We start from the raw sequence: 20728 nt of genomic DNA, 5'->3' as shown, positions 1-20728 counted from the left end.
ACGCTGACTTCATCCTCCGCTCAGGGACAGGCGCAAGGCGGCAGCGGCCGCCAGCGGGGCAAACAGCAGGGCCAGCACCAGAAAAGCCGCCAGCAGGGCCAGGAATCCCGACACTGGCAGGCCGCTCATGGCAGTCTGAACCGCTGCCGTGGCAAAGATCAGCACCGGAATGTGCAACGGCAGGCTGATCAGCGGCACCAGCACGCCACCCCGGCGCAAGCCTACCGTGAGTGCGGCACCAATGGCAGTGACCAGGCTCATGGTCAGGGTGCCGATGAGCAGGGTCAGGCACAGCACCGGAATTGCCGCCACCGGCAGATTCAGCAGCAGCGCCGCCACCGGGGCCACCAGCACCAGCGTCAGTCCGGTCTGCAGCCAGTGCGCCAGCACCTTGGCCAGCACCAGCAGTGACAGCGGCGCGGGCGTCAGCAGCAGCTGCTCCAGGCTGCCGTCATCGAAATCGCTGCGGAACAGGCCGTCCATCGCCAGCAGCACGGCCAGCAGCGCGGCGATCCAGACGATGCCGGCGGCCATGGCCTGCAGTCGCTCGGGTGCCGGGCTCACCGCCAGCGGCACCAGCGCCACCACCATCAGGAAGAACACCAGCGGATTCAGCCAGTCCGAGGCCTGGCGCATGCCCACGCGCAGGTCGCGACGCAGGACTTCGGCAAAGACCTGCATCATCACGGCAGCGCTCCGTCGTCATCCGCGAGCATGTCGTCGTCAACACGACGCTGCAGGGTCAGCTGCGCCAGCGGGCAGCGCAGGCTGAGGGCATGGTGGGTGGTCAGCAGCACGCTGCCACCGGCCTCGGCGTGGTCGGCCACCCAGGTCTCGATGGCGGCGACGCCGTCGCGGTCAATGGCGGTGAACGGCTCGTCGAGCACCCACAGCGGCACCGGCTCGGTGAACAGCCGTGCCAGCGCGACACGGCGACGCTGGCCGGCCGACAGCTGCGCCACCGGCGCATCCTCGCAGCCAGCCAGGCCGACACGCTCAAGCGCCCTGTCGAGCAGCGCTGCCGGCAGACGCAGGCCGCGACAGGCAGCCAGGAAGCGCAGGTTCTCCTGCACGCTCAGGCTGGCCTTGAGGCCGGGCAGATGGCCGAGAAACAGCAGATCGCGCTGCATGGCCTCCGGATCGTCACGACGGTCGACACCGCGCCAGCAGACCCGGCCGGCATCGGGCGCGCGCAGACCGGCCACCGTGTGCAGCAGCGTGGTCTTGCCGGCGCCATTGACGCCCGCCACCTGCAGTACCGCACCCGCCGGCAGCGTCACGGTCAGATCACGGTACAGACAGCGGTCATCACGCCACGCGTCCAGATGTTGCAGCTCAAGCACGCCGGAGGGCCCCCGAAGACAAGGTGCCTAGTGTAGCCCAGCCGGACCGGATTTCTTATAGTCACACACCCTATCAACACCACACCGTTCAGGAAGCCGTCATGACTCTGCATTTCTCCGACATGAACCGGTGTGTCGACGCCGTGCTGGCCGCCGCCGGCGAAAACCTGATACTGGGCACCCCGCTCGGCACCGGCAAGCCCAACACCCTGCTCAATGCCGTCTATGACCGCATCAAGGCTGATCCGACCCGCTCGCTGCATCTGCTCACCGCGCTCTCGCTGAACGTGCCGTCGACCGCACCGGGGCTGGAAACCGCCTTCATGCAGCCCATCCTGCAGCGCCTGTTCGCGGGCTACCCGGATCTGCACTACGTGCGCGACCAGCAGCGCGGTCAGCTGCCGGCCAACGTGACGGTATCGGAATTCTTCCTCAAGTCCGGCGACTACCTGGGCAATCCGCGAGCCCAGCAGGACTACCTCGCCACCCATTACACGCTGGTGGCGCGCGACATGATGGCGCAGGGCTTGAATGTCGTGGTGCAGGCCGTGGCCATGCGCGAACAGGACGGCCAGCGCCAGTATTCGCTGTCGAGCAATCCGGACGTGACCCTGGATCTGCTGCCGCTGATCGCGGCCTCGGGCCGCCGGGTGCTGAAGGTGCTGGTGGTCAACCGCGAACTGCCGTTCATGACCAATGACGCGCTCATCGACGCCTCCGCTGCCGATGTCATCCTCGACACGCCCGAGGGCAGTCACGCCCTGTTCGGCGCCCCCAACACGCCGGTGAGCCTGAGCGAGCATGCCATCGGCCTGCATGCCGCCAGCCTGGTGCGTGACGGCGGCACCCTGCAGATCGGCATCGGCGCCCTCGGTGACGCCATCTGCCATGCCTTGCGCCTGCGTGACGGCAACAACGCGCGCTACCGCGACGTCATGGCCGCCCTCGGCAGCACCCGCCCCGACACGGCGCTGGAGGACTTTCAGGACGGCCTCTACGGCTGCAGCGAAATGCTCGTCAACGGCCTGCTGCGCCTGCAGCAGGATGGCCTGATCCGGCGCCTCGTCTACCCGCACGCCGGCCTGCAGACCCTGCTCAACGACAAGGTCATCGGCGAGGAAGTGTCGCTGGCCACCCTGGACGCCCTGCGTGCCCACGGCCATCTGCGCCGCCATGCCGACGCCGGCGACGTGGCCTGGCTGCAGCGCGTCGGCATCCTGCGCGATTCGGTGCGCTGGCACAACGACACCCTGGTCATTGGCGAGCACACCGTGCCGGCATGCTGGGATGACGCCCGCACCCGCGACGTCCTGGCCGCCGACGGCCTCGGCACCCGCCTGCGTGGCGGACACGCGCTGACCGGCGGCTTCTTCCTCGGCCCGCGCGACTTCTACCAGGCCCTGCGTGATCTCGATGACGAGGATCGCGATGCCATCAACATGACCGCCATCGGCTTCATCAACCAGCTCTACGGCCAGGAAGCGCTGGCCCGCGCGCAACGCCAGCGCGCCAGCTTCATCAACACCTGCATGATGATGACCCTGCTCGGCGCGGCCGTGTCCGACGGTCTTGCCGACGGCCGCGTGGTGAGCGGCGTCGGTGGCCAGTACAACTTCGTCGCCATGGCGCACGCCCTGCCCGATGCGCAATCGGTGCTGATGCTGCGCGCGGTGCGCGAGAGCGGCGGCAAGACCGTGTCCAACATCGTCTGGAACTACGGCCACACCACGATTCCGCGCCAGCTGCGCGATGTCGTCATCACCGAATACGGTATCGCCGAACTGCGCGGGCGCACCGACAGCGAGGTCATCCAGCGCCTGCTCGCCATCACCGACTCGCGCTTCCAGGCCGAGCTGCAGGCGCAGGCCGTGGCCGCCGGCAAGCTCTCCGCCGACTACGTGATTCCCGAGGCGCAGCGCCACAACCTGCCGGAGCGCCTGGCCGAGCGGCTGCAACCGTTCCGTGCCGACGGCCTGCTGCCGGCATTTCCCTTCGGCAGCGACCTGAGCGCCGACGAACTTGTCATGGCAGCCACGCTGCAGCGCATGAAACCGCTGCTCAACGATCGCAAGGCGCTGCTGACCCGGCTCTGGCAGTACCGGCACGTGCAGGCGCCGGCTGCAGAACTGGAACGCCTCGGACTGGACCGGCCGACATCGCTGAAAGACGTGCTGAGCGCGCGACTGTATGCCGCGTGCCGTGGCTAACTGGCGTGCACCACGCCATACTCTGCCGCGTTTGATCGGTTCCCAGCCACCACCAGCCCGGATGCGCCCGCCATGCCGTCTGCTTCCCGCTTCCATGCACTGATCCTGCTGCTGCTCGGCCTCAGCCTCGGCGGCGTTGCCCATGCCGTGAGCCTGTTCGGTGACAGCGGCAAGCGTGACTTCCTGCCGGTGGACGAAGCCTTCGTGTTCAGCGACGGCGTCGAGCCCGGCCAGCTCGTGCTGAGCTGGGAGATCACCCCGGGACACTATCTCTATGACAAGTCGCTGAGCCTGGCCTGGCTGAGTCCGGGTCATGGCGAGCTGCCGGTGCAGTTCACCCTGCTGCAGCCCGGCGAATGGCATGACGATGCCAATTTCGGGCGCGTGAAGATTCACCGTGACGAACTCACCCTGGTGCTGCCGGCGCCGAACCGTGCCCTCGACGGCACGGCCACGCTGGAAGTCAGCTACCAGGGCTGTGCCGATGCCGGCCTCTGCTATCCGCCGGAGCGCCGCCAGCTCACGGTAGCACTGGCCGACTGGACCGCACTGGCCGATGCCGGGCCGAAGGTCGAGGCCGTGGTGCCGGACGCCCCGCTGGCCAGCAGCACCGCCGGCACGCCGGCCCTGCCCGCCAGCACGCGCTCGGATACGTTGTCGCAGTGGCTGACCGGGGCCAGCCTGCCGCTGGTCATGCTGACCTTCCTGGTGCTGGGCATCGGGCTGGCCTTCACCCCCTGCGTGTTGCCCATGCTGCCCATCCTGTCCGCCATCATCAGTGGCGCCCAGGGCAAGGACAAGGCGCTGGGCAGCGGACGCGGCCTCGCGCTGGCCGGCAGCTACGTGCTCGGCATGTGCCTGGTCTACACCGCGCTGGGTCTGCTCATTGCCGGCCTCGGCGCCGCCGCCAACGTCTCGCTGTGGCTGCAGCACCCGGCCGTGCTGATTCCCTTCGCCCTGCTCTTCCTCGCGCTCGCCATCATGCTCTGGCGTGGCAGCGCGCTGGCCCTGCCGGACTGGCTCACCGAGCGCCTGACACGCTGGCAGGGCAACCAGGCCGGCGGCTCGCTGCCCTCGGTCTTCGTCATGGGGGCCATCAGCAGCCTGATCGTGTCGCCCTGCGTGTCGGCACCGCTGGCCGGCATCATGCTTTACCTGAGCACGACCCAGGATCTCTGGCTGGGTGGCGCCGCCCTGTTCAGCCTGAGCCTGGGCATGGGTCTGCCGCTGCTGCTGATCGGCGCCGGCGGCGGCCGCTGGCTGCCGCGCTCGGGGCCCTGGCTGACCCTGACCAAGCAGGTGTTCGCCCTGCTGCTGGTGGCGGTGGCGATCAGCCTGATCAACCGGATGCTGCCGCTGACCAGCCAGCTGCTGGTCTGGGCCGGTTTCTCCGCCATGCTGGCCCTGCTGCTGGTGCAGCGGCTGGGCGCCTGGCAGGTCAGGCAGGCACCGGCCTGGCTGCTGGTCATTGCCTTGCTGGCCTGGGCCGGTGTGCTGGTCTGGGGCGCCTCGCGCGGCGGCAACGACCTGCTCAGGCCCTGGCAGGCCGAGGCAACGCTGACTGACGCCAAGCGCGGCAGCCAGTTCCGTCGCATCACCGACCCGGCCGTGCTCGATGCCGCCGTCGCGGACGCGCTCGCGGCAGGTCAGCCCGTGCTCATCGACGTCTATGCCGACTGGTGCGTGAGCTGCGTGGAAATGGAACGCACGGTGTTCCCGCGCCCCGAGGTGCAGGCGCTGCTGGCCAGCGGCGTGCTGCTCAAGTTCGACATCACCGACACCAGCGCCGCCCAGCTCGACTGGCTGCAGCGCGAGAACCTGTTCGGTCCTCCCGCCTTCGTGGCGTGGAACGGCCAGGGCCGCAAGGCTCAGCCCCTGGTCGGCGAATCGACCCGGGAAACCTTCATGGAGTTTGTTGAAAAGTCATGGAACTGATTGATTTCATTTTGCATGTTGACGCACACCTCGCGGCTTTCGCGGCTGAGAACGGGGCCTGGATCTATGGCCTGCTGTTTCTCATCGTGTTCGTCGAGACCGGCGTCGTGGTCATGCCCTTCCTGCCCGGCGACAGCCTGCTGTTCGCCGCCGGCGCACTGGCCGGCACCGGTGTCATGGACCCCTGGCTGCTGTTCTTCCTGCTCTGGTTCGCTGCCGTGCTCGGCGACAACTGCAACTACTGGGTCGGTCGCACGCTCGGCGAGCGCGTCTACGACATGGACTCACGCTGGATACGCCGTGACTACCTGCTTCGCACCCAGGCCTTCTTTGACCGCCATGGCGGCAAGACCATCGTGCTGGCGCGCTTCATGCCGATCATCCGCACCTTCGCGCCCTTCGTGGCCGGTGTCGGCAAGATGCCCTACCAGCGTTTTTTCCTGATCGACGTGTTCGGCGGACTGGTCTGGGTCGGCAGCTTCGTCTGGCTGGGCTACGGCTTCGGCAATCTGCCGGTGGTGAAGGACAACTTCATGCTGGTGATCTTCGCCATCATCATTCTCAGCGTGGCCCCCGGCATCTACGGCCTCATCCGTCTCAAGCTGGCCAGCCTGCGCGAACGCCGCGCCGGCGGCTGATGCCGCTGCCCCAGGTGCAGCCACGCCAAGGGGCGTTGCTTCGGCTCAGAGCGGCACAGGACGCTTGAGCAGACGCCGCTGCAGGGTGCGCCGGTGCATGCCGAGACGGCGTGCCGTGGCCGAGATGTTGCCGTTCTCCTCCAGCAGCACGCGCTGGATGTGCTCCCAGGCCACCCGGTTCACCGTCAGATCCTCGAGCGCATCCACCTCGCTGTCGCTGACCTCGGCCTGCTCCGGGTCTGCCTCCAGCGCACGCAGCACGTCGGCTGCCGATACCGGCTTGGTCAGGTAGTTCACCGCACCGCGCTTGATCGCCTCCACCGCCGTCGCGATCGAGCTGTAACCGGTCAGCATCAGCACCTGCAGCGACGGCTGCAGCGCCAGCAGCTCGGGCAGCAGCTGCAGGCCGGACGAGCCGCTGGCCAGACGCAGGTCCAGCACGCAGGCATCCAGTGCCTGCTCGCGCAGCTGCTGCAAGGCCTCGGCAGCGCTTGCCGCCGTGCTTACCTCGTGACCCAGCCGGCGACAGCCGCGTGCCAGCGTGTCGCGAAACAGCTCATCGTCATCCACCAGCAGCATGCGCATGATCGCCTGCACTCTCCACCCAGTCAGATCGTTTCGGAAAACACCGGCAGCGGCAGACTCAGCTGAGCCACCGCACCGCCGCTCTCGCCGGCCAGCGTGTCAAGACGCCCGCCAAGAGCCGTCACTGTCAGTTCGCTGAGAAACAGGCCCCAGCCAAACCCCTCCGGCTTGCTGCTGTCACGCGGACGACCGGCACTCGCCAGCACGTCGGCGGGCCAGCCCGGCCCGTCATCGGCAATGCGCCAGCGCAGCCGGGCCGCCTCGGCCAGGGAAGCCACCACGGCGCCTGCGCCATCGACACCGTCGACCTGCACGCTGACCGTGCCCGAGGCCGCCTCGGCGGCATTCACCAGCAAGGTGTGCAGCACCTGCTGCAGACGCCAGGGCATGGGCAGGTTCCAGGGGTCGGCCGTGCCCGCCAGCGCCAGGAAGCGACAGTCCGGAAACTGCAGCGACAATCCGACCAGCAGCTGCTCGACCTGCACCTGCACGGGCTGGGCAGGACTGCTTTGCGGGCTGCGCGCCTGCTCGCGCAGACGCCCGAGAATGTCACGACAGCGTGCCAGCGCCGACTGCATGGCCAGCAGATCCGCCTGCGCCTGGGGCAGATCCGGCTGACCGTCCGGGGTTTCAGACGTCAGTGCCGCCGCCAGCTCGTCACTGAGCAGGGTCAGGCTGGCCAGCGGCGTGGCCAGCTCATGCACGGCGGTGGCGGCCAGGGTGCCCACCGCCAGCGCCTGGTCCTGCTGCAGATGCTGACGCTGCTGCACGGCCTGCTGGCGGTCATGATCACGCAGGCGCTGCTGCATGCGGCTGACAAACACCACCAGCAGCACGGCACTGATCAGGAAATTGAACCACATGCCGAGCAGATGGCCGTGGTAGCTGTCCCAGGGCCAGGCCGGCCCATGGCTTTTCGGCAGCCAGAACAGGCTGCTGTAGGCGGCCAGCATGGTCACCGCCAGCGTCAGCGTCTGGCGCCACGCCAGCGTCGAGGCGGCAATCGCCAGCGGCACCAGGTAATAGGTCACGAACGGGTTGCTGTGGCCACCGGTCTGGCTGAACAGCGCCGACAGCAGCAGCACGTCGCCCAGCAGCTGCAGGAACAGCTCGTCATCATCCACGACGCTGCGCTGGCGCAGACGCCAGAGCGTGAGAACGGTCAGCAGCAGCCATCCGGCCAGTATCCAGGAGACGGACGCCAGCGGCAGCGCAAGACCATGATGCAGGGAAAGCCAGAGACCGCTGCCGACAAGCAGGGTCAGCAGAACACCGCGCAGCAGGCAGAGTTCAGCCAGGTTGCGATGGCGGGCACTGGGCACCAGGCCGGTCAGTGCCCGCATCGGGGAAATCAGCCGGCCAGGTTGGCGTTGGCGAAGTCCCAGTTCACGAGCTTGTCGAGGAAGGTCGTGATGTAGTCCGGACGACGGTTCTGGAAGTCCAGGTAGTAGGCATGCTCCCACACGTCGATGGTGATCAGCGGCTTCTGGCCGTGCACGATCGGGGTGTCGGCGTTGCCGGTCTTGGTGACAGCGAGCTTGCCGTCGGCGCCAACGACCAGCCAGGCCCAGCCGGAGCCGAACTGGGTGGTGGCAGCGGCCTTGAACAGCTCGACGAACTTCTCGTAGGAACCGAAGTCGGCGTTGATCTTGTCAGCGATGGCACCGGTCGGCAGACCGCCGCCGTTCTGCTTCATGCTGTTCCAGTAGAAGGTGTGGTTCCAGACCTGGGCGCTGTTGTTGAAGATGCCGGCCTTGGCGGCGTCACCGGCCGAGGCGGCAACGATGGCTTCCAGGCTGGCGTTCTCAAGGTCGGTGCCCTTGATCAGGTTGTTGAGGTTGACCACGTAGGCATTGTGGTGCTTGCCGTGGTGGAAGCTCAGGGTGTGGGCCGTGATGTACGGCTCCAGGGCGGTGCTTTCATAGGGCAGAGCCGGCAGTTCGATCGCCATGACAGTTTCCTTGTGATTCAGTGTTGATGCGGGGTTAGCGCGAGGCCGCCCCATTATGCCCACACGGCGCACAGGTGCAAGGCCGGCGCCGCTGCGGACAGCCGGCGCGGCGATCAGTCGTCATCGAGATCGAAGTCGTAATCGCGCAGCCGCTTGTTGAGGCGGTGCTCCTCGATCACGTCATCGAGTGCGCGCCGCTTGAGCAGGGCATTCTTCGCCGCCTGCGCCTTCGACACGGTCTCGTCTTCGCCATCTGCCGCTTCGTCGTTGAAGCCTTCTTCCAACATGACGCTCTCCAGCAAGCCGTTGTGCCAGAATCCGGACCGCTGCGGTCCGTCTCGGCTATTTAAGACACGACGGCCGCGCTGTAAATAGCACTCCGCCGAAATGCCGGTTCTCAGGCATTTGCCGCACGCGCTATACTCGCCGGCTTACCGGGGTCGGCCCTGCCGCCCCTCTTTACGGCAACGGAATCATCGGCACCATGCGTAGTCACTACTGCGGCAGTCTCACCCAATCCCATATCGACCAGACCGTGACCCTGTGCGGCTGGGTGCATCGTCGTCGCGACCACGGCGGCGTCATCTTCCTCGACCTGCGTGACCGCGAAGGCCTGGTGCAGGTGGTGATTGACCCGGATACCCCGGATGCCTTTGCGCTCGCCGACAAGTCGCGCTCCGAGTTCGTGCTCAAGGTCACCGGTCGCGTGCGCCAGCGCTACGCCGGCACCGAGAACGCCAACATGAGCACCGGCCAGATCGAGGTGCTGGGCAAGCAGATCGAGATTCTCGCCCAGGCCGAGACCCCGCCGTTCCCGCTCAACGACGACTTCAGCAACGTCGGCGAGGAAACGCGCCTCAAGTACCGCTTCCTCGACATGCGTCGTCCGGAAATGCTGGAGCGCATGCGCTTCCGTTCCAAGGTCACCTCGCTGATCCGCAACTACCTGGATGACAACGGCTTCCTCGACGTGGAAACCCCCATCCTGACCCGTGCCACGCCGGAAGGCGCGCGCGACTACCTGGTGCCCTCGCGCACCCAGCCGGGCAGCTTCTTCGCCCTGCCGCAGTCGCCGCAGCTGTTCAAGCAGCTGCTCATGGTCTCTGGCTTCGACCGCTACTACCAGATCGCCAAGTGCTTCCGTGACGAAGACCTGCGCGCTGATCGTCAGCCGGAATTCACCCAGATCGACATCGAGACCTCGTTCCTCAGCGACGAGGAGATCATGGCGATCACCGAAAAGATGATCGTGCAACTCTTCGACGAACTGCTCGGCGTCAAGTTCGACGCCTTCCCGCGCATGACCTACAACGAAGCCATGCGCCGCTTCGCGTCCGACAAGCCCGACCTGCGCATCCCGATGGAGCTGGTCGATGTCGCCGACCTGCTGCAGAACATCGAGTTCAAGGTCTTCGCCGGCCCGGCCAAGGACCCCAAGGGTCGCGTGGTGGCGCTCAAGGTGCCGGGCGGCAACGCCATGCCGCGCAGCCAGATCGATGACTACACCAAGTTCGTCGGCATCTACGGCGCCAAGGGCCTGGCCTACATCAAGGTCAATGACGTCACGAACATCCACAACGGCGAAGGCAGCGGCCTGCAGTCGCCGATCGTGAAATTCCTTCCGAATGAAGCGCTTGCAGCGATCATTGAACGTACCGGCGCACAGAACGGCGACCTCATCTTCTTCGGCGCCGACAAGGCCAAGGTCGTCAACGACGCCATGGGCGCCCTGCGCGTCAAGGTCGGTCACGACCTCAAGATGCTGACCTGCGAATGGGCCCCGCTGTGGGTGGTTGATTTCCCGATGTTCGAGGAAGTCGCCGACGGCCAGTGGACCTCGGTGCACCACCCGTTCACGCTGCCCAAGTGCGACGTGTCCGTGCTCAAGACCGATCCGGGCTCGGCCCTGTCGGTGGCCTATGACATGGTGCTCAACGGCACCGAGCTCGGCGGCGGCTCGCTGCGCATCTACAACATGGACATGCAGAAGGCCGTGTTCGAGGCTCTCGGCATCAGCGAAGAGGAAGCCAACGAGAAGTTCGAGTTCCTGCTCGACGCCCTCAAGTTCGGCGCCCCGCCCCACGGCGGCCTCGCCTTCGGCCTCGATCGCCTGGTCATGCTGATGACCGGCGCGACCTCGATTCGCGACGTCATCGCCTTCCCCAAGACCAAGACCGCCGAGTGCCTGATGACGCACGCCCCGGCCCCGGTCGAGAACAAACAGCTGCGCGAGCTGGGTATCCGCCTGCGCGAAGAAGTGAAGAAGGAGGCCTGAGCACATGGCAGGTCACAGCAAGTGGGCGAACATCAAGCACAAGAAGGCCCGTGTCGATGCCTCGCGCGGCAAGGTGTTCACCAAGTTCATCCGTGAAATCACCGTGGCCGCCCGTCTCGGCGGCCCGTCGGAAGCCGACAACCCGCGTCTGCGCGCCATCGTCGCCAAGGCGCTGGGCGCCAACATGAGCCGTGACGTCGTCAACCGCGCCATCCAGCGCGGCGCCGGCGGCGATGACGACAAGAAGCTCGACGAACTGACCTACGAAGGCTATGGCGTCGGCGGCGTGGCGGTGCTGGTCGAAACCATGACCGACAACCTCAACCGCACCGTCTCGGAAGTCCGTCACGCCTTCAGCAAGAACGGCGGCAACATGGGCACCAGCGGCTCGGTCGCCTTCCTGTTCAGCAAGCGTGGCGAAATCCGCTTCCCGGCCGGCACCGATGAAGACAAGGTCATGGAAATCGCGCTCGATGCCGGTGCCGACGACGTCGAAACCGATGACGACGGCATCACCGTGGTGACCTCGCCGGAAGCCTTCGGTGCCGTCATGGACGCCCTCGCCGGCGCCGGCCTGAAGCCGGAAAATGCCGAAGTCACCATGAAGGCCTCCACCGATGCCGAGATCACCGATCCCGAGCAGGCGGAAAGGCTGATGAAGATGATCGACATGCTGGAAGACCTGGATGACGTGCAGAACGTCTACACCAACGTCAGCTTCAGCGACGAGATCATGGCGAAGCTGAACGGCTGAGCCATGCCAGCACGGCCGGGGAGCCAGCCATGACCATCATCCTCGGCATCGACCCCGGATCGCGCATCACCGGCTACGGCCTCATCGCCCAGGACGGCCGTGGCTGGCGCTACCTCGACAGCGGCTGCATACGCATGAATACCGAGCAGTCGCTGCCCGAGCGCGTGAAGACCATCTTCAGCTGCCTGGGCGAGCTCATCGTGACCTGGCGTCCGACCCAGGCCAGCGTCGAGCAGGTGTTCCTGTCCAACAACGCCGACTCCGCGCTCAAGCTCGGCCAGGCACGCGGTGCCGCGCTGGCGGCACTGGCCCATGGCGACGTGCCGGTGGCCGAATACACCGCACGCCAGATCAAGCTCGCCGTGGTCGGCACCGGCGCCGCCGACAAGGCCCAGGTCCAGCACATGGTCACCCGTCTGCTCAACCTGCCCGGCATGCCCTCGGCCGACGCCGCCGATGCCCTCGCCGCCGCCCTCTGCCATGCCCATGCCGGCGCGAACCTGAGTAGAATCGCGGCATCCGGTCTGCGCGGCGGACGCGCGCGCTGATGCGTCACGACGCCGACCGCTTCACGACAACCCGAACGGGAACACCATGATTTCACGCCTGCACGGCCAGCTCATCGAGAAAATCGCGCCCACCGTGGTCATCGACGTCCATGGCGTCGGCTACGAGGTGGACGTGCCGCTGAGCACGTTCTACCAGCTGCCCGCGCTGGGCGAGCCGGTCACGCTGTGGACCCACCTCAGCGTGCGCGAAGACGCCCACAGCCTGTTCGGCTTTCACCAGCGCGATGCCCTGCAGGCCTTCCGCATCCTGATCAAGGTCAGCGGCGTCGGCCCGCGTCTGGCGCTGGCCCTGCTCTCCGGACTGGAAGTCGATGCCCTCAAGCGCTGCATCAGCCAGGAAGACCTGGCCACGCTGACGCGCATTCCCGGCGTCGGCAAGAAGACCGCCGAACGCCTGATCATCGAGCTGCGCGACAAGCTGCCGGGCATGGACAGCATTCCCCTGTTGCGCGGTGCGCTACCGGCCGCGCGCACCCCGGCGCCGGCGCCCGCCACGCCCGGCGAAGAGGCGGAAAGCGCCCTGCTCGCGCTGGGCTACAAGCCGGCCGAGGCACAGCGCGCCGTCAAGGCGGTGTCCGATGACCACCACGAAACCGCCGACCTGGTGCGCGCCGCGCTCAAGAGCCTGCTGAGACAATAAGCCATGAGCATTGAATCGGATCGCCTCATCACGCCCATCGCCCGCGGCCAGGACGAGTCGGTCGATCGCGCCATCCGCCCGACCCAGCTCGCCGACTACATCGGCCAGCCCCAGGTGCGCGAGCAGATGGCCATTTTCATGGGCGCCGCACGCAGCCGTGGCGAGGCCCTGGACCACACCCTGATCTTCGGACCGCCCGGCCTCGGCAAAACCACGCTGGCCAACATCATCGCGCGCGAGATGGGCGGCCAGCTGCGCTCGACCTCGGGCCCGGTGCTGGAGCGTGCCGGCGACCTCGCCGCCCTGCTCACCAACCTGGAAGCCGGCGACGTGCTGTTCATCGACGAGATCCACCGCCTGTCACCGGTGGTCGAGGAGATCCTCTATCCCGCGATGGAGGACTACCAGCTCGACATCATGATCGGCGAGGGCCCCGCCGCGCGCTCGCTCAAGCTCGACCTGCCGCCCTTCACCCTGGTCGGTGCCACCACCCGCGCCGGCCTGCTGACCTCGCCGCTGCGCGACCGTTTCGGCATCGTGCAGCGCCTGGAGTTCTACCAGCTCGCCGACCTGACCCGCATCGTCACCCGCTCCGCCGGCCTGCTCAACCTGTCCATCGCCGATGACGGCGCCCGCGAGATCGCCCGGCGTGCACGCGGCACGCCACGCATCGCCAACCGCCTGCTGCGCCGCGTGCGCGACTACGCCGAGGTGCGCGCCGACGGCCACATCACTGCCGATGTCGCCAGCCAGGCCCTGTCCATGCTCGACATCGACGACCACGGCCTCGATCACCTCGACCGCCGCTACCTCAGCCTGCTCATCGACAAGTTCGACGGCGGCCCGGTCGGCGTCGAGACCCTGGCGGCGGCACTGTCCGAGGATGCCGGCACCCTCGAGGATGTCATCGAACCCTACCTGCTACAGCAGGGCCTGATCCTGCGCACCGCGCGCGGCCGCGTCGCCAGCCAGTCGGCCTGGCTGCAGCTCGGGCTCGCCGCCCCGGAGACGCCATGAGTCAGCACGCCTCAACTGCCGCCGCTGCCGCCGACACGCCGTATCCCGAATTCCGCACGCCGGTGCGGGTCTACATCGAGGACACCGACGCCGGCGGCATCGTCTACTACGTGAACTACCTGAAGTTCATGGAACGCGCGCGCACCGAATGGCTGCGTTCGCTGGGCTATTCGCACTACCTGGTCAGCGACGAACCGGTGTTCTTCGTGGTCCGTCACGCCGATGTCGACTACCGCGTGCCGGCCCGCCTCGACGATGCCCTCACCGCCTGCGCACAAATCATCCATCGCGGTCGTGCCTCGCTGCATTTCCGTCAACGGATCCTGCGTGGTGACGTGGTACTCGCCGAGGGCCGGATTGAAGTTGCCTGCGTCGACCGCAATACTCTCAAGCCGCGCGCACTGCCCGCCGCACTCACCGCCCTGCTGAATGCCGATACAGGAAGCACCCCATGACCGCTGCACCCGAAATGACCGTCACTTCCCTGATCTTCAATGCCAGCTTCGTGGTCCAGGCCGTCATGGCCATCCTGGTGCTGGCCTCGGTGATGTCATGGACCATCATCTTCCAGCGTCGCGGCATCTACAGCCGCGCCGACGCCCTCAGCCGCAGCTTCGAGGAACGCTTCTGGTCAGGCATGGACATGCGCCAGCTCTATGAGCAGTCGCAGCACAAGCCGGAGCCGGATTCCGGCTGCGAGAACCTGTTCCGTGCCGGCTTCCAGGAGTTCCAGCGCCTGCGCGAGAAGCAGGCCGATGGCGATGCCATCATGCAGGGCGTCAGCCGTGCCCTGCGCATCTCGCTCAGCGTCGAGCAGAACAAGCTCGATGCCCAGCTGCCCTTCCTCGCCAGCGTCGGCTCCACCAGCCCCTACATCGGCCTGTTCGGCACGGTCTGGGGCATCATGTCGTCGTTCCTGGGCCTGGCCCAGGTGCAGCAGGCCACGCTGGCCGTGGTCGCGCCCGGCATCGCCGAAGCCCTGATCGCCACCGCCATCGGCCTGTTCGCGGCAATCCCGGCCGTGCTCGCCTACAACCGCTTCTCCGCCAGCAGCGAGCAGCTGCTGTCGCGCTACGAGATCTTCGCCGAGGAACTGAGCAGCATCCTGCACCGCGAAGCCCACGCAGGACGCTGACCATGAGCCTGCACTCCTCGTTCCGCCGGCCCCGCCGGGCGCCCATGTCGGAAATGAACGTGGTGCCCTACATCGACGTCATGCTGGTGCTGCTGGTCATCTTCATGATCACCGCACCCATGCTGACCCAGGGCATCGAAGTCGACCTGCCCGATGCCCAGGCCGACGCCCTCAGCCTGCAGGAACAGCAGCCCCTGATCGTCACCGTCAAGGCCGACGGCGAGCTCTGGCTGCAGACCGGTCCGGACGACCGCAGCCAGGTCAGCCTGCAGAACCTGCCCAGCGAGATTCGCGCCCTGCGCCAGGCGCGCGGCGAGGAGATCCCGGTGCTGGTCAACGGCGATCACAGCGTCGGCTACGGCCGCGTGGTCGAACTGATGTCGTCGCTGCAGCAGGGCGGCGTCAAGCAGGTCGGTCTGCTCACCGAACTGCCGGCCACCCCGTGATGACCGGACGCCCGCACGCATGAACCTGTCCCGTCGCAACCTGCTGCTCTCGGTCTGCCTGCATGGCGGACTGGTGCTGGTGCTGTGGCTGGTCGCCAAGCCGCACACGCTGCCCGAGCCGCCGCCGGTGATGCAGGCCATGCTGATGCCCGCCGGTGGCGCCGTGCTGCCTGCGCCGCAGCCGGCACTGCCTGCCGACGCCCCGGCACCGGCGCCCCTGCCGGAGCCGGAACCGCTGCCGCCACCGCCGGAACCCGCCCCCCCCAAGCCGGTGACGCCACCGAAGCCGGCTCCGGAACCGGCCAAGCCCGCGGTCAAGCCGCCGGCAAAGCCGGAAACCGTGAAGCCGGCCGAGAAAAAGCCCGAGAAGCAGCCGCCCAAACCCCGAAACGAGCCGCGCATAGACCCGGATGCCGTCGACAGCGAGCTGGCCGAGGTCGAGAAGGAAACCCAGCGCATCGCCCGCGAACAGGCCGAGCAGCGCAAGCGCGATGCCCTGGCGCGTCAGCAGGCGCTGGCGGCGCAGGCTGCGGACGAGGCCGAGGCACTGGCGGCGCAGGCCGCCGCCGATGCCCGCGCCCGCCAGATGGCGGCGCAGATCGGCGAGTTCACGCGCGCCATCGACCGCAAGATCAAGTCGGTGTGGCGCCTGCCCGCCAACGTGCCGGCCGGGCTGACCACCGAAATGCGCATTACCCTGCTGCCCGGAGGTGAAGTCGCCTCGGTCGTGGTGATACGATCGAGCGGCAATCCGGCGCTGGATGCCAGCGCGCAGGAAGCCGTGCGCCGCGCCAGCCCGCTGCCCGTGCCATCGGATCCCGCCTTGTTCCGTGAACAGTTCAAGGTGTTGACGCTGAAATTGAAATCGGAGGAATGAGATGGGTTTTCGCGTACCAGTCATCGGGCTCGTGCTCTGGTGGGTGTCCGGTCTGGCCAGCGCGGCACTGACCATCGAAGTCACCCAGCGGGCGGATGACGCCACGCCGATCGCCGTCGCCGCCTTTGCCGGCATCGAGGCCGAGAACGTCAACACCGGCAGCATCATCCGTGCCGACCTCGATCGCAGCGGCCTGTTCCGCACCCTCGACCCGTCTCGCCTGCCCGGCCGCCCGGCCAGCAGCGCCGAAATGCTGCCCGGCGTGTGGCAGAACATCGGTGCCGACCTGGTAGTGATCGGCCAGGCCACCCGCCTCGCCAACGGCAAGTACAGCTTCCGCTACGAGCTGCTGCGCAAGGGCGGCCTCGAGCGCCTGCTCGGCGAAAGCTTCACCGTCGACGCCAGCCGCTGGCGCGATGCCGCGCACTACATCAGCGACAAGATCTACGAGAAGGTCACCGGCGAGCCCGGCATCTTCGCCACCAAGATCCTGTACGTGAACCAGTATTCTCGGGGCGGCAAGCCGCGCTACCGCCTGGAGCTGTCCGACATCGACGGCGAGCGCCAGATCACCCTGCTCGACTCGGTCGAACCCATCCTGTCGCCGACCTGGTCGCCGACTGCACGCCAGGTCGCCTACGTCTCCTTCGAGAGCCGCAAGCCGGCCATCTTCGTGCAGAACCTGTCGACCCGCCAGCGCACCAAGCTGACCGACTTCGCCGGTCTCAACGGCGCACCGGCCTGGTCGCCGGACGGCAAGCGCATGGCCCTGACCCTGTCGCGTGACGGCAACCCCGAGCTCTACCTGATGGACCTCGACAGCCGCCAGCTCACCCGCCTCACCAACAACCCGGCCATCGACACCGAGCCGCGCTGGACACGTGACGGCCGCTCCCTGATCTTCACCTCCGATCGCAGCGGCGGCCCGCAGATCTACCGCCTCAACATCGCCAGCGGTGAAACCAAGCGCCTGACCTTCAGCGGCAGCTTCAACGCGCGTGCCGACATCAGCCCGAACGACCGCTACCTGGCCATGGTCCACCAGACCGGCGGCAACAGCTACGCCATCGGCATCCAGGACCTCAGCAACGGCATCTTCAGCATCCTCACCAACACGCCGCTGGACGAGTCGCCGAGCTTCTCGCCGAACAGCCGCATGGTGGTCTACGCCACCCGCAAGGGACGCCAGGGCGTGCTCGGCATGATGTCGCTGGACGGTCGCTTCAAGCTGCGTCTGCCGGCCGTCGAGGGAGAAGTTCGCGAGCCCGTGTGGTCCCCCTATTTACGCTGATGTCCGAGTCAGTTACCGTCGCATCCATTAGTTCGTCCAGATTTGCCAGCGCCCTGGTACAGGAGTTTTTATCGTGATGATCCACAAGACCGTTCGTGTCGCCACCGTGTCCCTGCTGGTTGCCAGCATTGCTGCCTGCTCGACATTCCGCGGCCCGCGACCGATCGACCCCAACGACGCCAGCCAGTATGAAAACCTGCCGCCGGCGCCGGCAGTCGAATCGGTGGGTTCGGTCTCCGACAGCGATCCCTCGACCGGCTCCGCCAACCTCGACAACCCGATCCAGGGCAACGTGATGGCCGACAGCAGCGGCAGCTCCGGTGTCATCGCCGGCAGCATGTCCGACCTGCTCAAGGTGCGCGTGTTCTACTTCGGCACCAACCTCAGCGACATCACCGCCATCGCCTACGGCGGCCTCAATGCCCACGCCGCCTACCTGAAGGAAAACGCCGGTCAGCGTCTGCAGCTGTCGGGCCACACCGACGAGCGCGGCACCCGTGAATACAACCTGGCGCTCGGCGAACGTCGTGCCAACGCCGTTGCCCGCTACCTGGTCAGCCAGGGTGTCAACTCCTCGCAGATCAGCGTCGTCAGCTATGGCAAGGAAAAGCCGGCGGCCGATGGCAGCAACGAGGAAGCCTGGTCCAAGAACCGCCGTGTCGAGCTGGATTACGTGTCCGGCAACTGAGTCCCGTCCTTCGCGGCAACAAACGGGCTCAGGCCCGTTTGTTTTTTGTGCTGAACCGACTATCCGGAGAACCTGATGCGACTCACCTCTTCCCTGCTCTGCGGCAGCCTCTTCGCGCTCTGCGCCAGCGCCCACGCCGTGCAGATCGAGCAGCGCCCGCTGACCAGTGCCGGCAGCCCGGTCATCACCAGCCAGCCCGCGCAGACCGCCGCTGCCGTGGCCAGCGCCAGCCGCCCGGTCAGCGCCGCCGCCAACCCGGCTTGGGACATGTTCCAGCAGCTTGAAGCCCTGCAGCGCACCGTCGCCACCCTGCAAGGCCAGGTCGAGGAACAGCAGCAGCTCATCGAACGCCTACGCGAAGACCTGCGCGTGCGTTACACCGACCTTGACCAGCGCATCGAGCAGCTCAACGGCAAGGCCGCGCCCGCGGCACCGGCAGCCAGCCAGCCGGTGGCCCCCGCCGCCAGCGTCGACCCGGCAGCCGTCAGCGCCGGCGTCGACGGCAGCACGGTGATCGCCGCCACCCCGGCAGCGGCAGCGCCCGCCCCGGTCGCCGTGCCCGTGCCGACACCGGTGACCGAGCCCTCACGCGTCACCGCCCCGGTCGACAGCAGCAACATCGAAGGCCAGAAGCAGGCCTACCTGGCCGCCTACCAGCGCTTCCGCAGCGACGGTCCGGCCGCCGCCATCACGGCCATGCAGGGCTTCATCACGCAGCATCCGAACAGCGTCTTCACCCCCAACGCCTGGTACTGGCTGGGCGAGTTCCAGCTCGCCAACGAGCCGGCCGACTATGCCGCCGCCGAAGCCAGCTTCAAGCGCGTGATCAATGACTACGCCAGCAGCCCCAAGGTGTCGTCGTCGTACTACAAGCTCGGCACCATCGCCGACCTGCGCAACCAGCGCAACGAGGCCCGGCGCTGGATGACCGACCTGATTGCCCAGTTTCCGGAAAGCCAGGAAGCCCGCCTGGCCCAGGGTTACCTGAAGCAGAACCCGGCCAGCGGAACCACCCCGTGACGGCTGGCACGGGCGCTTCCCCGGTGACCTTGCGACTCACCGAGATCTTCTTCTCGCTGCAGGGCGAGACGCGCACCGTGGGCCTGCCCACGGTGTTCGTGCGTCTCACCGGCTGCCCGCTGCGCTGCAGCTGGTGCGACACCGAATACGCCTTCAGCGGCGGCAGCCTGTGGACGCTGGACGAGGTCATGGCCGAGGTCCGCCAGTACGGCGCGCACCACGTCACCGTCACCGGCGGCGAGCCGCTGGCGCAGCCGGAATGCCTGCCCCTGCTGCTTGCGCTCTGCGATGCCGGTCACGAAGTCTCGCTGGAAACCAGCGGCGCCCTGTCGCTGGCCGAGGTCGACCCGCGCGTGATCAAGGTCATGGACCTGAAGGCCCCGGACTCGGGCGAGGTGCATCGCAACCGCTACCACAACCTCGACCACCTGCTGCCGCACGACCAGGTCAAGTTCGTCATCGCCTCGCGCAAGGACTACGACTGGGCACGCCTGCAGTGCGACCAGCATCGCCTGCAGGAGCGCGTCAGCGAGGTGCTGTTCTCGCCCGCGCACGAGACGCTGTCGCCGCGCGAACTGGCCGAGTGGATACTTGCCGACCGCCTGCGCGTGCGCCTGCAGGTGCAGCTGCACAAATACCTCTGGAACAACGAACCCGGACACTGACATGCCGCACGCCGTGGTCCTGCTTTCCGGCGGACTGGACTCCGCCACCTGCCTTGCCATGGCTCGCGACCAGGGCTTCAGCATCACCGCGCTCAGCTTCGACTACGGCCAGCGCCACACCGCCGAGCTGCAGGCCGCGCAACGCATCGCCGCCGACCTCGGCGTCAGCGACCACCGCATCCTGCGTCTGGACCTAGGCCTGATCGGCGGCTCCGCGCTCACCGACGCCGCCATCGCCGTGCCCGAACAGCCGGGCGAAGGCATTCCGGTGACCTACGTGCCGGCGCGCAACACCGTGTTCCTGGCCCTGGCCCTGGGCCTCGCCGAAGTCACCCAGGCCCGCCACATCTTCATCGGCGTCAACGCGGTCGACTACTCCGGCTACCCGGACTGCCGGCCGGAATTCATCGAGGCCTTCGCCCGCCTCGCCAATGTGGCCACCAAGGCCGGTGTCGAAGGCGAAGGCATGGACATACGCACGCCGCTGATCACGCTGAGCAAGGCCGACATCATTCGCGCCGGCACCGCGCTCGGCGTCGACTACAGCCAGACCGTGTCGTGCTACCAGGCCGACGACGACGGCCGCGCCTGCGGCGTCTGCGATGCCTGCCGCCTGCGCCGCAAGGGATTTGACGATGCCGGCCTGCCAGACCCGACCCGATACCGTCCTGCCCACTAGTCGCTCTCGCGCC

General features: G+C 67.3%; 23 protein-coding genes. 17 read left to right on the top strand and 6 right to left on the bottom strand.

The window, feature by feature from the left end; all coding sequences use genetic code 11:
- Window positions 1-9: 9 nt before the first annotated feature.
- On the bottom strand, window positions 10-684 hold the full coding sequence (gene ccmB, locus F595_RS0105550; protein ID WP_022955883.1) for a heme exporter protein CcmB: 675 nt from the start codon (window positions 682-684) through the stop codon (window positions 10-12).
- Window positions 684-1343 carry a cytochrome c biogenesis heme-transporting ATPase CcmA gene (gene ccmA, locus F595_RS12955; protein WP_022955882.1) on the bottom strand — a complete coding sequence of 220 codons (660 nt, stop codon included), beginning with the start codon at window positions 1341-1343 and terminating at the stop codon, window positions 684-686. The genes ccmB and ccmA overlap by 1 nt, the downstream gene beginning before the upstream one ends.
- A gap of 101 nt (window positions 1344-1444) precedes the next feature.
- Between ccmA and F595_RS0105540 the strand changes: the two genes are divergently transcribed.
- The 3 genes from F595_RS0105540 to F595_RS0105530 all read left to right on the top strand — a co-directional run bounded on the left by F595_RS0105540 (window position 1445) and on the right by F595_RS0105530 (window position 6123).
- A complete protein-coding gene (locus F595_RS0105540) occupies window positions 1445-3550 on the top strand; it encodes an acetyl-CoA hydrolase/transferase C-terminal domain-containing protein (RefSeq protein ID WP_022955881.1) in 2106 nt (701 codons plus the stop codon).
- A gap of 72 nt (window positions 3551-3622) precedes the next feature.
- Window positions 3623-5485 (top strand): protein-disulfide reductase DsbD, encoded by a 1863-nt coding sequence (gene dsbD / locus F595_RS12950; protein WP_022955880.1) that lies wholly within the window; start codon window positions 3623-3625, stop codon window positions 5483-5485.
- Window positions 5476-6123, top strand: a complete 648-nt coding sequence (locus tag F595_RS0105530; RefSeq protein WP_022955879.1) for a DedA family protein — start codon at window positions 5476-5478, stop codon at window positions 6121-6123. The genes dsbD and F595_RS0105530 overlap by 10 nt, the downstream gene beginning before the upstream one ends.
- A gap of 45 nt (window positions 6124-6168) precedes the next feature.
- Here the strand turns inward: F595_RS0105530 and F595_RS0105525 are convergent, their stop codons facing one another.
- The 4 genes from F595_RS0105525 to F595_RS14775 form a co-directional block, all read right to left on the bottom strand.
- Complete coding sequence (locus F595_RS0105525) at window positions 6169-6708, bottom strand: response regulator transcription factor (RefSeq protein ID WP_051144665.1); 540 nt, start codon at window positions 6706-6708, stop codon at window positions 6169-6171.
- A gap of 23 nt (window positions 6709-6731) precedes the next feature.
- On the bottom strand, window positions 6732-8051 hold the full coding sequence (locus tag F595_RS0105520) for an ATP-binding protein (protein WP_022955877.1): 1320 nt from the start codon (window positions 8049-8051) through the stop codon (window positions 6732-6734).
- 8 nt (window positions 8052-8059) lie between these two features.
- Window positions 8060-8659 carry a superoxide dismutase gene (locus F595_RS0105515; RefSeq protein ID WP_022955876.1) on the bottom strand — a complete coding sequence of 200 codons (600 nt, stop codon included), beginning with the start codon at window positions 8657-8659 and terminating at the stop codon, window positions 8060-8062.
- A gap of 113 nt (window positions 8660-8772) precedes the next feature.
- Window positions 8773-8946 carry a PA3496 family putative envelope integrity protein gene (locus tag F595_RS14775; RefSeq protein ID WP_022955875.1) on the bottom strand — a complete coding sequence of 58 codons (174 nt, stop codon included), beginning with the start codon at window positions 8944-8946 and terminating at the stop codon, window positions 8773-8775.
- Window positions 8947-9143: 197 nt separating this feature from the next.
- Between F595_RS14775 and aspS the strand changes: the two genes are divergently transcribed.
- The 14 genes from aspS to queC all read left to right on the top strand — a co-directional run bounded on the left by aspS (window position 9144) and on the right by queC (window position 20715).
- The gene (aspS, locus tag F595_RS0105505; RefSeq protein WP_022955874.1) at window positions 9144-10934 is read left to right on the top strand and encodes an aspartate--tRNA ligase; all 1791 of its coding nucleotides are present in this window, start codon (window positions 9144-9146) and stop codon (window positions 10932-10934) included.
- Window positions 10935-10938: 4 nt separating this feature from the next.
- A complete protein-coding gene (locus F595_RS0105500; protein ID WP_022955873.1) occupies window positions 10939-11688 on the top strand; it encodes a YebC/PmpR family DNA-binding transcriptional regulator in 750 nt (249 codons plus the stop codon).
- 29 nt (window positions 11689-11717) lie between these two features.
- On the top strand, window positions 11718-12236 hold the full coding sequence (ruvC, locus tag F595_RS0105495) for a crossover junction endodeoxyribonuclease RuvC (RefSeq protein WP_022955872.1): 519 nt from the start codon (window positions 11718-11720) through the stop codon (window positions 12234-12236).
- A 46-nt stretch (window positions 12237-12282) separates the two neighbouring features.
- Window positions 12283-12897 (top strand): Holliday junction branch migration protein RuvA, encoded by a 615-nt coding sequence (gene ruvA / locus F595_RS0105490; protein ID WP_022955871.1) that lies wholly within the window; start codon window positions 12283-12285, stop codon window positions 12895-12897.
- 3 nt (window positions 12898-12900) lie between these two features.
- A complete protein-coding gene (gene ruvB / locus F595_RS0105485; RefSeq protein ID WP_022955870.1) occupies window positions 12901-13914 on the top strand; it encodes a Holliday junction branch migration DNA helicase RuvB in 1014 nt (337 codons plus the stop codon).
- On the top strand, window positions 13911-14369 hold the full coding sequence (gene ybgC / locus F595_RS0105480; RefSeq protein WP_022955869.1) for a tol-pal system-associated acyl-CoA thioesterase: 459 nt from the start codon (window positions 13911-13913) through the stop codon (window positions 14367-14369). Before ruvB ends, ybgC begins: the two co-directional genes overlap by 4 nt.
- On the top strand, window positions 14366-15049 hold the full coding sequence (gene tolQ / locus F595_RS0105475) for a protein TolQ (protein WP_022955868.1): 684 nt from the start codon (window positions 14366-14368) through the stop codon (window positions 15047-15049). Before ybgC ends, tolQ begins: the two co-directional genes overlap by 4 nt.
- A gap of 2 nt (window positions 15050-15051) precedes the next feature.
- On the top strand, window positions 15052-15495 hold the full coding sequence (tolR, locus tag F595_RS0105470; RefSeq protein WP_022955867.1) for a protein TolR: 444 nt from the start codon (window positions 15052-15054) through the stop codon (window positions 15493-15495).
- A 19-nt stretch (window positions 15496-15514) separates the two neighbouring features.
- A complete protein-coding gene (locus F595_RS0105465; RefSeq protein WP_022955866.1) occupies window positions 15515-16372 on the top strand; it encodes an energy transducer TonB in 858 nt (285 codons plus the stop codon).
- Window position 16373: 1 nt separating this feature from the next.
- Window positions 16374-17663, top strand: coding sequence for a Tol-Pal system beta propeller repeat protein TolB (tolB, locus tag F595_RS0105460; RefSeq protein ID WP_022955865.1), 1290 nt, complete (start codon window positions 16374-16376; stop codon window positions 17661-17663).
- Between the two features lie 76 nt (window positions 17664-17739).
- Window positions 17740-18351, top strand: coding sequence for a peptidoglycan-associated lipoprotein Pal (pal, locus tag F595_RS14790; protein WP_022955864.1), 612 nt, complete (start codon window positions 17740-17742; stop codon window positions 18349-18351).
- Window positions 18352-18426: 75 nt separating this feature from the next.
- Entirely contained in the window at window positions 18427-19371 is a 945-nt protein-coding gene (locus F595_RS0105450; protein ID WP_022955863.1) for a YbgF trimerization domain-containing protein, read from the top strand.
- A gap of 23 nt (window positions 19372-19394) precedes the next feature.
- Window positions 19395-20036 (top strand): 7-carboxy-7-deazaguanine synthase QueE, encoded by a 642-nt coding sequence (gene queE, locus F595_RS0105445; protein ID WP_051144663.1) that lies wholly within the window; start codon window positions 19395-19397, stop codon window positions 20034-20036.
- A 1-nt stretch (window position 20037) separates the two neighbouring features.
- Window positions 20038-20715 carry a 7-cyano-7-deazaguanine synthase QueC gene (gene queC / locus F595_RS0105440; RefSeq protein ID WP_022955861.1) on the top strand — a complete coding sequence of 226 codons (678 nt, stop codon included), beginning with the start codon at window positions 20038-20040 and terminating at the stop codon, window positions 20713-20715.
- Window positions 20716-20728 lie beyond the last annotated feature (13 nt).

This window comes from Perlucidibaca piscinae DSM 21586, assembly GCF_000420045.1.
GTDB lineage: Bacteria > Pseudomonadota > Gammaproteobacteria > Pseudomonadales > Moraxellaceae > Perlucidibaca > Perlucidibaca piscinae.
Note: the sequence above shows the minus strand (reverse complement) of the source record. Positions and strands in the feature narration are given on the sequence as shown.